Genomic DNA, 12,876 nt, shown 5'->3' on the forward strand with positions numbered 1-12,876 from the left:
AAATCTTTGACTTAGTTATTCAAGTTTACTCCTTCGGCTGATTTTCAGAAGGAGTTTATTAACTAAAGTTTTCGATTTGGACAAATGAACTTACTACTTAAAATAAATGTGCAAACATAATTAAGAAGTAAAGTTTTATATACAGCTATATAAATTACGCGCAAAAGGATGGTTTTTTAATGAAAAATTCAGTATATATAACAGGACATAGAAATCCAGATTCGGATTCTATCTGTGCGGCAATTGCATATGCAGAGTTTAAAAACAAAACTCAACGCATTAATGCCATTCCTATAAGACTTGGACCTATTAGTCCTGAAACACAATTTATATTAGATTATTTTGGAGTTGAACCTCCAAAGTTAGTTAAAACAGTAAAGCAGCAGGTAGCAGACTTAGAAATAGATAATGTAGCTCCTGTATCCCCTGACATATCATTAAAGATGGCTTGGTCAATAATGAAGCAGAAAAACATTAAAACTCTTCCAGTTACATATGGAAATGATAAATTAGCAGGTATTGTATCTGTTTCAAATATTGCTTCCAGCTACCTAGATATATGGGATAATTATATTCTTGCAAAGAGTAAAACAAAACTTAATAGTATAATAGAAACTTTATCAGGTAAAATTATTTATTTAGCTGATGAAAATGTGGTGCTTAAAGGTAAGGTTGTGGTTGCCATGATGGAACCAAACGACATGAACCTAATCGAAGCCGAAGATATCGCAATTTGTGGTGACCGTGAAGTTGTACAAGAATTTGCTTTAAATAACAATATTAAGCTTATGATTACAACAAATAACTCTATACCATCTGAGAGAATCATAGAGCTTGCTAAACAAAAGGATTGTACCGTAATTTCTACTCCGTATGATTCCTTTACAACAGCTCGTTTAATTCCTCAAAGTATTCCTATAAGTCATGTAATGACAAGAGATAACGTAATAAGCTTCTCTACAAGTGACTTTATAGAAGAAATAAAGGATGTAATGCTTGAAACCAGGTATAGAAGCTATCCTGTCCTTGATGAATCAGGAGCAGTAACAGGAAGCATTTCTAGATACCACTTAATTTCTCAACAAAAGAAAAATGTTATCTTAGTTGACCACAACGAAAGAACTCAATCTGTTGATGGATTAGAAGATGCAAATATCCTTGAAATCATAGACCACCATAGAATTGGTGATATCCAGACTGGACAGCCAATCTACTTTAGAAATGAAGCTGTAGGCAGCAGCTCAACCATAGTTGCCTCAATATTCTTTGAGAATGGTATCAGACCATCTAAATCTGCAGCTGGACTTTTATGCGGAGCAATCATCTCTGATACCCTTTTATTAACTTCTCCAACCTCTACTTTAGTGGATGAGATAGTTCTTAAGAGACTTGCAGAGATTGCAAATATAAATATTGACGATTTTGCCAGCGAATTATTCAAGGCCGGAACTTCTCTTGAAGGTAAAACTCCAAAGGATTTATTCTATCAAGACTTTAAAATCTTTAATATTGGAGACCTAAAGGTTGGAGTATCTCAAACGACAACTACTTACATGGACGGTCTTCTGCCATTCGTTGACGGCTTAAAGGAACTTATGGAAAATAAAGCTTCAAAGGATAACTTTGACCTTATAATCCAGATGGCAACAGATATCTTCAAAAGCTCCTCTTTATTCATAGTAGCAGGGGAACATAAGGAAGTATTCTGCAGAGCCTTTGATGTTACTTTAAATGAAAATGACACTGTTTATATTGAAGGTATGGTTTCTAGAAAGAAACAAATCATACCACCACTTACTGAAGCAGTTAATCAATTGAAATAAAAAAAGAGGCCCAGCCTCTTTTTTTTATTTAGAATGCTTGAATGTAGAATTTAGAATGATGGAAGCTTCTCCAAAGGCAGTGAGGAGAAGCTTTAATTTTATATTTAATAGAAAATGATTAATTTAACATCAAAGAAATTCCGTAGGAATTTCCACCACCATTCTAAATTATAAATTTTAAATTCAAATTTATAAGTACAATAAATAAAATAAATGCCACTCCCGCCACTCCATAAATAATTGTAACCAAATCCTTAGTAGCAACCTCATCAATCTTTCCCTGATATACTCCATAGCTTTTTATATAATGAACTACTTCATAGTTTTCAAAATAATAAAAATTTACCGTTTCTATATACGCACCTAATATATAAACATTTAATAAGGGCATATAAAATAAATTTTGAAAAAACTCCCCCTTAAAACTAATTTTAAAGGTTTTATTTCTACATATATAAATTAAATATAAAAGACCATCTCCAATTAAAGAAGGAAGAATAAATATGATATTAAGAATTTTTTCCCCTACCCCGTGAGCTAATTCATCAAAATAAAAATAAATCATTCCGTAAGCAACAGATGCCCCATTCCCAAAAAATACAATAATTAAAAGTGGTGTAATAAAACTTCCTATTAAAGACTTCCCAAGCAGCGTTAAAGTTTCATAAAACACCTTCCTATCATTTATATTTTTGTTAATAATTTTTCTTTTTCTACTTAAATTTTTCTCTATCTTGATTCCTTTATTAAAGTTATTACCACTTTTCTTCTCTACAGCACCCACAATCTCTAACACACCAAAGGCCACTATTCCATTTATAGCTTCACTTTCTGGTATTAAATATACCGCTGAAGCCACCAAAGCTGTTAATAATAAATATATTATATTTACAGCTTTCTTATTTTTTATCTTAGCTTCCACTCCCCATCTAAATGTTGAAACAATGTGCTTTCTATCAAGCTTATAAAATAGCAGACTTAATGTGCCTCCAACCAAATACCCTACCCTCATCGTCCACCTCCTATTGAATTAAACAGATAATAATAAATTCCTTATTATCTTTAACACAACTAACCTTTACCTAGGTCATTTCAACCTTCTACCACACATTGTGCAATATTCATTTTGAAAGAATACCATCTCTCCACATCTCTTGTTAAAGCATTCTATTAAAAAGCATGTACCACACTTTTCACATTGATCTAAAACAAAGCTCATCTCACCACAGAATGGACACTTCACTATAAGCTTCCTGCCACAACAACTGCATTCCTTTTGATCTTTAGTAACCTCTCTAAAGCATTCAGGGCACCTAATTATAAATGGATTCCTGCTTTTACACTTTGGACAATATTTAGCATCCTTTGAAATCATCTCCCCACAATGAATACACTGTTTAACATAAGATGTCATTAAATCACTCCTTAAAAATCTACTTTCATCTTCTCTTTATATACTCTATATATATTAAATTGCTTTAAAAATAATTAACAAAATCCAATTATAATTAAAAAAACCACTCAGCTGCTTTTGCAACTGAGCGGTTTCACTAATATTTATTTAAAACAATAAAACACTTACCATTTCTTAACAGAGTAATTATTTAAATCCTCTTCACTGATTTTATCAAACTGTTCTTTAATATCATATATTTTACTATAAATTTCATTAAACTTAATAACACCTTCAACTTCATTAATTGGAAGGACCTTTGGAGATGTACCTGAAATAAACAAACCATCTAAGTCCTTTATCTCCTCATGTGTTACTTCCTTTTCTTCCACAGTTAAATTTAAAGCCTTACATGCCTCAATAATCTTTTCTCTTGTTATTCCAAGAAGAACACCTTCAGCAGGTGCAGTATAAACCATAGTTCCCTTTATCATGAAGATATTAGATTTACTTCCCTCCGTAACAAATCCCTGGTTATTAATTAATATAGCTTCAAAGGCTTCCCTATCTGAAATTTCCTTTGTAACCTTTTCTCTAAAGGAATTATCAACAACCTTAGCGTTTGGATTAGTTCTTTCACCAAAATAAAGAATTGTCTTAACGCCTTCCTTATACATTTCTTCAGTAGGATAATAAGCTGTAATTGAAAAAATATATAGATTTCCCTGGTTAATCACAATTTTTATATTTCCATTATGTACTCTATTTAAAGATATAAGCTGATTCACATACTGCTTAAGAGTCTTTAAATCCACAGGGCTATTCTCTCCTGCTAAGCTCAAAGATTTCTCAAGTCTTAATAAATGCTCCTTTAAAAATAAAGGCTTGCTGTTTATTACTCTTAACACCTCATAAATACACTTTCCTTCTACTTTGTAGAAATCTTGAAATTCTTCTGCTGTATATGCTTCATCATTTTTAATAAAATATTGATAATACCCTTGAATACAATTCTCCATCTCTATTTCCACCTCAAAATCTTTAAATCATGCTTTTTATTATAATTTATAAGGTATCCTGTTCCTGCTAACTGAAGTAATGGAAGATCTGATAAAGAATCTGAGAACATCACTGAATTTTTAAAATCAACTTCAATATTGTCCTTCTTTAACTCCTCCATAAGTCTTTTAACCTTCTCTTCACCTTTGCAGTTTTTTCCTACAACTATAGGCTCAAATTTTCCATCATTCATTTTAAACTTTGTTCCAATAACTTTATCTACACCTTCAATATTATAGAATTCATTAACATAAAACTCTGGTGATGCAGAAATTAGATAAACCTTATATCCTTTGGCTTTATATTCCTTTATAGCCTTAAGCCCATCTTCATATAAAAGATTACTGATATGATCTCTATAAAAATCCCTTACTATTGATTTCAACTCTTCTTCATTAGTACCACTTAAAAACTTAAGAAATCTTTCCTTTGTTCTTGTTGCATCAAAAACGTTAACTCCATACCCAAGTACTGTAAGGATATGAGCTGGTATGTATTTAATTAAACTTTTATCACGCTTTAACATGTATTTGTAAAGCTCTATAGACGTTTCCTTCTTTGTAAGTGTATAGTCAATATCGAATATCGCTAGTTTTTCCATTGTTGTTACCTCTTTTTAAATTTATAATGTAGAATTTAGAATTTAGAATGTAGAATGGTAGTGTGAATTCAGCTGAAGCTGAACTTCATTTTATAGCAGCCCTGTTGGCGCTGCTTTCCTAATTTCCTTCGGAAATTAAATATGAACTACATCTTATTCTTTCTTATTTTATTATATGTTAAAAGTGGAAATTAATAAATCCTTTTAGCTCTTATTAATCTTAATTCTTCAAAATAAAATTAAAGAAATTCCTAACTAGTGGATTTCTTTCACAATTCTAAATTTTACGTTTCAGCACCTTACATTAAACTTCTAACACTATATGTTAACTGCTTAATGTAGTGCATGAAAAAAGCCGCATTTAGCGGCTTTTAAGTTAAATTAGTTTTCAGCGTTCTCTTGCTCAAGCATTTTCTCGTAGTATGCTCTAGCAGCATCATACTCTTCGTCCTCTGGAACTACAAGCTCTCCTACTTCGTCATCTCCAACAACTTTGAATAAGTATATAGAACCATCATCTGGATTTTGAACTAATGCATATTCGTTTTCTTCAAATAAGAATCCGTCTACTACTTCACACTCCATAACGTTTCCGTTCTCATCTTCTAATTCAACAAACATTGCTTCGTGCTCGTGATCTGCGCATCCGCAACCTTCATGGTCATGATTATGGTCGTGTCCGTGACCTCCACAGCATCCCTCATGTCCTTCGTGTCCGTGTCCTCCACAGCATCCTGTTTTTTCTTTATTATCATCGTGTCCGCAACAATTACTTCCCATTACAATGACCTCCTTTATAAATTCTCTTCTACATTGTACCCCTAAATTATGATTTTTAGAAGTGTTTTTATAATAAATTTTTGTTAATATGGAATTTTTGTTCCATATTTAATCTTTTTCCCTTAAAATCTTTCTTTAAACTTATATTTTTTCCTTAATTTTTATATTTATATTTATATTTATATTTATATTTATGTTTATCTTTAATTCTTGTATTTTCATTTTTATATAAACTAAATTTATTTCTATCTGTTATATATATATGTTGCCACCCTATGTTCTTTTTTAAATAAATGTTGTTGATATGATCAACAACATTTATTTAAAAAAGACTCTAAGCTATGCATTAGTATATACTACAATTATGCATCACCTTATATCTATCAATCCGTAATAACTTTAAGTTATACATTTATATATACTACAATGCATTGTTATATACTAAAATACATACTTAATCTAAGATTTTTACAACCATCCTATCAACCTCTTAGTTTAAAAAACATTCTCTAACAATTGCACAAAAAAAAATTTCAACTACCACAACAAGTTATTTCATTATGAAAACATAAAAAAGGAGATGGAAGCTTTGAAAGTCAAAGTTCCATCTCCTTATTTATTTTAACCTTAAAGGTTTATTAGAAACTATTAAGCTTGAGCAGCAAGTTTCTTGTAACCTTCTAATCTTTCTTTAGCATCTTGCTCAGTCTTAGCAAATAACTCTTCAGCTATTTCTGGGTACATTTTTGCAAGAGATGCGTATCTAACTTCTCCAAGGATGAAGTCTCTGAATGATTCAGTTGGCTCTTTAGAATCTAATATGAATGGATTCTTACCTGCTTCTTTAAGCTCTGGGTTGAATCTGTATAATCCCCAGTATCCGCAAGCAACAGCTTTCTTAGCTTCTAATTGAGAACCGCTCATTCCACCTTTTAATCCGTGGCTGATACATGGAGCGTAAGCAATGATTAGAGATGGTCCGTTGTATGCTTCTGCTTCTTTTATAGCTTTAAGAGTTTGATTGTGGTCAGCTCCCATAGCTATTTGAGCAACATATACATAACCATAGCTCATTGCCATCATTCCAAGGTCTTTCTTCTTAGTCTTCTTACCAGATGCAGCAAACTTAGCGATTGCAGCAGTTGGAGTAGCTTTAGAAGCTTGACCACCAGTGTTAGAGTAAATCTCTGTATCAAATACAAATATATTTACGTTCTCTCCTGATGCTAGAACAGCGTCAACTCCACCGTATCCGATGTCGTAAGCCCAACCGTCTCCACCGAAGATCCATTGAGATCTCTTAACGAAATGATCTTTGTGCTTGTAGATTTCTTGCATAGTTTCGCAGCAGTCTTTATTAGCTTCAACTAATGGAAGAAGCTTCTTAGCAGCAGCTTTTGATCCTTCTGCATCATCTTTGTTCTCTAACCATTCAGTTAAAGCAGCTTTTAACTCTTCGTTGCAAGCTTTTTCAGCAGCTTCTGTAACTAATTCAGTTAATTTACTTCTTAACTGGTTAGCTCCTATGAACATACCTAATCCGAATTCAGCGTTGTCTTCGAATAGAGAGTTAGCCCATGCTGGTCCTTTTCCTTCTTGGTTCTTAGTGTATGGAGTAGCTGGAGCAGATCCTCCCCAGATTGATGAACATCCAGTAGCGTTTGCTATCATCATTCTGTCTCCGAATAATTGAGTTATAAGCTTAGCATATGGAGTTTCTCCACATCCAGCACAAGCTCCAGAGAACTCGAATAATGGAGTCTCAAATTGGCTTCCTTTAACTGAATTTGTTCCCATTGGGTTAGCAGTCTTAGGCATTTTAACAGTGAAATCCCAAACTTCTTTTTGAGCTTCTTGAGTGTCAGCTGGCTTCATAACTAAAGCTTTTTCTTTAGCTGGACAAACTTGTGCACAGTTTCCGCATCCAGTACAGTCTGCAGGAGATACTGACATAGTGAATTTTAATCCAGCAAATGCTTTTCCACCTTTAGCATCTACTAATTTAATAGCTTCTGGAGCTCCAGCGAAGTCCTCTTCAGTTCCAACGTATGGTCTTATTGTAGCGTGTGGGCATACATAAGCACATTGGTTACATTGGATACAATGTTCTGGAATCCACTCTGGAATGTTAACTCCTATACATCTCTTCTCATAAGCAGCAGTTCCAGCATCAAATGTACCATCTTCTCTACCTTGGAAAGCAGATACAGGAAGTTTATTTCCTTCTTGTCTGTTCATTGGTTCAACTATTTCTGTGATGAATGCTGGCTTCTCTACAGTTTCTTTCACTTCGTCTACAGCATCTTTCCATGAAGCTGGAATTTCAACTTTAACTAAAGCGTTGATACCTGCATCGATAGCATCGTGGTTCATCTTAACAACTTTCTCACCTTTTTTACCGTAAGAAGTAACAACAGCTTGCTTTAAGTAAGCTATAGCTTCATCTACTGGTATTATGTTAGCTAGTTTGAAGAATGCAGCTTGACAAATCATGTTGATTCTTCCACCTAGTCCGATTTCTTGAGCAAGTTTTACAGCGTTTAATGTGTAGAAGTTTATGTTGTGCTCAGCAATGTATCTCTTCATTGAAGCTGGTAAGTTTCTCTCTAAACCTTCTGCATCCCAGATAGTGTTTAATAAGAAAGTACCGCCATCTTTAATTCCAGCTAATACGTTGTAAGTATTAACGTAAGATTGGTTGTGGCATCCAATGTAGTTCGCTTGGTTGATTAGGTAAGGTGATTTTATTGGGTTCTTACCAAATCTTAAGTGAGACATTGTAACTCCACCAGATTTTTTAGAGTCATAATCAAAGTAAGCTTGAGCATACATGTCTGTATGGTCTCCTATGATTTTGATTGCGCTCTTGTTAGCTCCAACAGTACCGTCAGATCCTAATCCCCAGAACTTACACTCAACAGTTCCTTCAGTACCAGTAGCGATTTCTCTAGTTACTTCTAAAGAAGTGTTAGTTACGTCGTCATTAATCGCTAAAGTAAATCCGTTTTTAAGGTCTTCACCTTTTAAGTGATCGAATACAGTTACGATGTGAGATGGAGTAGTATCTTTTGAACCTAATCCGTATCTTCCACCTATGATAACTGGTCTTTCAGCTTTGTCATAGAATGCATTTCTGATATCTTGGTATAATGGTTCTCCAGCTGATCCTGGCTCTTTAGTTCTATCAAGTACAGCTATTTTCTTAACTGTAGTTGGCATGTGCTTGAAGAAATGCTCTAATGAGAATGGTCTGAATAAGTGAACTTTTAATAATCCAACTTTTTCTCCTTGAGCTGTTAAGTAATCTATAGTCTCTTCAATAGCGTCACAAATAGATCCCATAGCAACTATTACTCTATCAGCATCTGGTGCTCCATAGTAGTTGAATGTGTGGTAATCTGTTCCGATTTCTGCGTTAATCATTTCCATATATTTTTCTACAACATCTGGTAATGCATTGTAGTATGGGTTAGCAGCTTCTCTAGCTTGGAAGTATACATCTGGATTTTGAGCAGTACCTTTTGTTACTGGGTGCTCTGGACTTAAAGCATTTTCTCTGTAAGCTTGTACAGCATCTTTGTTTAAGAACTTTTCTAATGTTTCATAATCCCAAGTTTGAATCTTTTGAATTTCGTGAGAAGTTCTAAATCCATCAAAGAAGTGTAGGAATGGAACTTTTCCTTCTATAGCAGCTAAGTGAGCTATTGGAGCTAAGTCCATAACTTCTTGTACACTGTTTGTTGCAAGTAAAGCAAATCCTGTTTGTCTTGCTGCCATAACGTCTTGGTGGTCACCAAATATTGATAAAGCTTGAGCTGCTAATGCTCTAGCACTTACATGTAGAACTGCTGGTAATAATTGTCCAGCCATTTTGTACATGTTTGGTATCATTAAAAGTAATCCTTGAGAAGCAGTAAATGTTGTAGTTAATGCTCCTGCTTGTAATGATCCGTGAACTGCTCCAGCTGCTCCAGCCTCTGATTGCATTTCAACAACTTTTAATTTTTGTCCGAAAACGTTCTTTCTGCCTTGAGCTGCCCATTCGTCACAGTGCTCAGCCATAGGTGATGATGGTGTGATTGGGAATATCGCTGCTACGTCAGTATATGCATACGCAACGTGAGCTGCAGCGGTATTTCCATCCATGGTTTTCATTTTTCTCATTTTTGCAACCCTCTTTCTTTTATAAATATTTAATTCAGTAAACTCTTATATTAAGTCAGTATTCAAATATTAATAAGAAATTCTCTGACTTATTCCTTCAAGATAATGTTTAGAAGGAGTTTTCTTTAAAAAACTAGTACAGTTATAAAAAAACACTATAACAGTTAACACAGTTATTAAAGCTGCCACGAATTTACGTAAATATAAACTTTATATTAGAGCCAAATTTTTAGTAATTCTTCTAAAAAAACCTTATGTACATGGCCCTCTCTATAAATTATACTCTAATTTTTTTAAAATTCAACCCTTTACACAAACATACTTTGTGAATATTTTAATTATATTCCAGTTCTATTTCTTGCATATAATCAACTGTAATAGCATCATATCCACTCTGTACTAATTTTTCATTAAAACACTGTATATTTTCCTCTTCTCCGTGAACAAGAAACACCTTTGAAGGAGATTTTTCTAAACTTTCAATCCATTGAAACAAACCTTCTTTATCAGCATGACAAGAAAGTCCTCCTATATAGTGGACTTTGGCCTTCACTTCCAAATTTTCACCTGAAACCCTAACATTTTTTTCCCCTTTTAAAAGCTTACTTCCAATACTGGCTCTTCCTTGATAAGAGGTAACTATTATTCCACATTCTTCCCTAGTTAGATTATTTTTTAAATGATTCGCAACCCTTCCACCATCATGAAGTCCTCCTGCGACAATAATGATTGCTTTTTCTTTAACAGACTGAACTTCTTCTGCTTCTTCATTTGTTTTAACAAAATGTAAACCGTTAAAATTTAATGGGTCATCTCCCTTAGCAATAAGCCTTTGAGCAGCTCTGTCAAAATACTCCTCATACTTTTTAAATATATCAGTAAGAGAAGATGCTAATGGACTGTCAACATAAACAGAGCACCCTTTAAGTTTTCCATCCTCAACGAATTTATTAAGCATATAAATAATTTCCTGAGTTCTTCCTAATGAAAAGCAAGGTATAATTAGATTTCCCCCAGCCTCCATGGTACTTCTTGCAATCTCTAAAAACTCTGGATAAACATCCTTATCATTATGACTTCTATCCCCATAGGTGCTTTCCATAATTAAATAATCAGCTTTTAATCCAGTCTGTGGATCCTTTAAAATATCCTTATTGGTATTTCCAATATCCCCTGTGAAAACAACTCTGGTTATTTCTCCCTTGCTACTACTAATTATAAGTTCACATATAGCAGACCCTAAAATGTGTCCCGCATCATGGAATTTCAACTTTATATTGTCAGTCAATTTAATCTCTTCTTCGTAGTCAAAGCCTTCAAAGTGTTTTATAGCCTCTTCCACATCCTTCATTTCATATAAAGGCTGTAAAGGTTCCATATCCTTCTTTTGTCTTTCTAAGTTTTCAAAATATGTATCCTCACCTTGAATTTTAGCAGCATCCTTAAGAAGGCACTCGCTCAAATCCACTGTAGGCTTTGTACAAATAACTCTGCCTTCATATCCCTTTTTATATAAAAGTGGTATTCTTCCACTATGGTCAACATGACTGTGGGATAAAATCACAAAATCAATATCCTTTGGGTCAAATTTTAATTCTTCATTCTCATAATCACTTTCATCATGACTTTGAAATAATCCACAATCAAATAAAATATTTATATCCTCTATAGTTACCATATGACATGACCCTGTAACACATTTAGCTGCACCTAAAAATTTAATCTTTAACATAATTACTCTCCCATTTTAACCTTATTTTAAATACGTACTTTTATAGTGTTAGCAAATGATGAGTTTTTATTAATCTAGAATACTCAAAGATATAATGCTGATTTTATTTTATTGATTAATTTAGCCATAAACCAATTACAAATATAAAATGTAGAAGCTAAATGTAAATATCAATGAAAAAGCTTAATTAAATCTTATACATAAAAAAAGAAATCCCCTTTGGGATTTCTACAATCATTCTTAATTCTCAATTCCTAATTCTCAATTCCTAATTCCTAATTCCTAATTCTTAATTCCTAATTCCTAATTCTTAATTCCTAACTGTTAATTCTTAACTCTTAACTCTCTCTAAGTTTTTTAAGCTTTTCTTCCACTTCCTTAAGTACTCTAAGCTTGTCCTCTTCATTATTAACGATATCTGTTATATCCATGTCAATAGTATAAACTTCACTGGCATCATAATGATTCATTACCCAGTTATCATAATCCTTCCATAGACATCTATAGTACTCAACTAAAGCTTCATCAAGCTCATAGTCCCTTCCTCTTTTTCTTATTCTCTCAATAACAGTTTCAAAAGATCCCTTTAGGTAAATCATTAAATCTGGTGATTTCTTTGGAAGTTCTTTAAGCTCCTCCATCATATTATCTGCAAGGTTTTCGTATATCTCCATCTCAAGCTCCGAGATTCTTCCAAGTTCCATGTTCTTTCTTGCAAAGTACCAATCTTCATAAATTGATCTATCAAGGACATTGTTATCATTCACAAGCGCCTGCTTAATACTTTTAAATCTCGTATCTAAAAACCATAGTTGAAGTAAGAAAGGATATCTTTTCTCTTGTATCTCTTTCTCTGTAGCTGTGTAAAACAGAGGTAATATCTTATTATCTTCCACAGACTCATAAAATACCTCACTTCCAAAATGCTCTCCTAACGCTTTGGAAACACTAGTTTTACCCAAGCCTATCATACCGCCTACTACTAACAACATTCTTCACCTTTCCCTTCGTTATAATTAAGAATGCCGAATTTATAATGTAAAATATTTGTAAAAATTCCTTTGAAGTTTTTCAACTAACCAACCCAAAATAGCCAATGGATTTCAATAAAACAAGAAACAAAAAAACTTCCAAGAATTTCGGCCCATAAGCCTTGATTCTACATCCTTATTTTACATCCTTAATTCTACATTCAATAAAAAATTCTTAATCTTAAATTATAAACTCTAAACTTTAAATTCTTAATTTTCATAAATAGTCCATACTCGCAAAGAAATCGCCTTTCGGCGATTTCCTCAAAGATTATATTTAATATTATATTATA

Annotated in this window: 9 protein-coding genes; 1 reads left to right on the plus strand and 8 read right to left on the minus strand. The window is 33.1% G+C overall.

Annotation, left to right across the window (positions count from 1 at the left end; genetic code table 11):
- Positions 1 to 179: 179 nt before the first annotated feature.
- Entirely contained in the window at positions 180 to 1,823 is a 1,644-nt protein-coding gene (locus tag BN1075_RS18915; RefSeq protein ID WP_040194885.1) for a putative manganese-dependent inorganic diphosphatase, read from the plus strand.
- Between the two features lie 163 nt (positions 1,824 to 1,986).
- Here the strand turns inward: BN1075_RS18915 and BN1075_RS18920 are convergent, their stop codons facing one another.
- From BN1075_RS18920 to BN1075_RS18955, 8 genes are all read right to left on the minus strand, one after another.
- A complete protein-coding gene (locus tag BN1075_RS18920; RefSeq protein ID WP_040194886.1) occupies positions 1,987 to 2,835 on the minus strand; it encodes a hypothetical protein in 849 nt (282 codons plus the stop codon).
- 75 nt (positions 2,836 to 2,910) lie between these two features.
- Positions 2,911 to 3,237, minus strand: coding sequence for a hypothetical protein (locus tag BN1075_RS18925; RefSeq protein ID WP_040194887.1), 327 nt, complete (start codon positions 3,235 to 3,237; stop codon positions 2,911 to 2,913).
- Between the two features lie 164 nt (positions 3,238 to 3,401).
- A complete protein-coding gene (locus BN1075_RS18930) occupies positions 3,402 to 4,235 on the minus strand; it encodes an aminotransferase class IV (RefSeq protein ID WP_052406640.1) in 834 nt (277 codons plus the stop codon).
- A 2-nt stretch (positions 4,236 to 4,237) separates the two neighbouring features.
- Positions 4,238 to 4,876: an HAD family hydrolase gene (locus BN1075_RS18935; RefSeq protein ID WP_040194888.1), complete on the minus strand. Its 639-nt coding sequence runs from the start codon at positions 4,874 to 4,876 to the stop codon at positions 4,238 to 4,240.
- A 381-nt stretch (positions 4,877 to 5,257) separates the two neighbouring features.
- Positions 5,258 to 5,656: a DUF1292 domain-containing protein gene (locus tag BN1075_RS18940; RefSeq protein WP_040194889.1), complete on the minus strand. Its 399-nt coding sequence runs from the start codon at positions 5,654 to 5,656 to the stop codon at positions 5,258 to 5,260.
- A gap of 648 nt (positions 5,657 to 6,304) precedes the next feature.
- Positions 6,305 to 9,820 carry a pyruvate:ferredoxin (flavodoxin) oxidoreductase gene (gene nifJ / locus BN1075_RS18945; protein WP_040194890.1) on the minus strand — a complete coding sequence of 1,172 codons (3,516 nt, stop codon included), beginning with the start codon at positions 9,818 to 9,820 and terminating at the stop codon, positions 6,305 to 6,307.
- 334 nt (positions 9,821 to 10,154) lie between these two features.
- The gene (locus BN1075_RS18950; protein ID WP_042387464.1) at positions 10,155 to 11,552 is read right to left on the minus strand and encodes an MBL fold metallo-hydrolase RNA specificity domain-containing protein; all 1,398 of its coding nucleotides are present in this window, start codon (positions 11,550 to 11,552) and stop codon (positions 10,155 to 10,157) included.
- Between the two features lie 338 nt (positions 11,553 to 11,890).
- The gene (locus BN1075_RS18955) at positions 11,891 to 12,544 is read right to left on the minus strand and encodes a deoxynucleoside kinase (protein WP_040194891.1); all 654 of its coding nucleotides are present in this window, start codon (positions 12,542 to 12,544) and stop codon (positions 11,891 to 11,893) included.
- Positions 12,545 to 12,876: the final 332 nt, after the last annotated feature.

The organism is Clostridium culturomicium (genome assembly GCF_000821305.1).
GTDB lineage: Bacteria > Bacillota > Clostridia > Clostridiales > Clostridiaceae > Clostridium_J > Clostridium_J culturomicium.

Coding starts and splice junctions, on each gene's coding strand:
- nifJ (WP_040194890.1), bottom strand. CDS start 9,820: ATGAGAAAAATGAAAACCATGGATGGAAATACCGCTGCAGCTCACGTT.
- BN1075_RS18915 (WP_040194885.1), top strand. CDS start 180: ATGAAAAATTCAGTATATATAACAGGACATAGAAATCCAGATTCGGAT.
- BN1075_RS18925 (WP_040194887.1), bottom strand. CDS start 3,237: ATGACATCTTATGTTAAACAGTGTATTCATTGTGGGGAGATGATTTCA.
- BN1075_RS18955 (WP_040194891.1), bottom strand. CDS start 12,544: ATGTTGTTAGTAGTAGGCGGTATGATAGGCTTGGGTAAAACTAGTGTT.
- BN1075_RS18940 (WP_040194889.1), bottom strand. CDS start 5,656: ATGGGAAGTAATTGTTGCGGACACGATGATAATAAAGAAAAAACAGGA.
- BN1075_RS18920 (WP_040194886.1), bottom strand. CDS start 2,835: ATGAGGGTAGGGTATTTGGTTGGAGGCACATTAAGTCTGCTATTTTAT.
- BN1075_RS18950 (WP_042387464.1), bottom strand. CDS start 11,552: ATGTTAAAGATTAAATTTTTAGGTGCAGCTAAATGTGTTACAGGGTCA.
- BN1075_RS18935 (WP_040194888.1), bottom strand. CDS start 4,876: ATGGAAAAACTAGCGATATTCGATATTGACTATACACTTACAAAGAAG.
- BN1075_RS18930 (WP_052406640.1), bottom strand. CDS start 4,235: ATGGAGAATTGTATTCAAGGGTATTATCAATATTTTATTAAAAATGAT.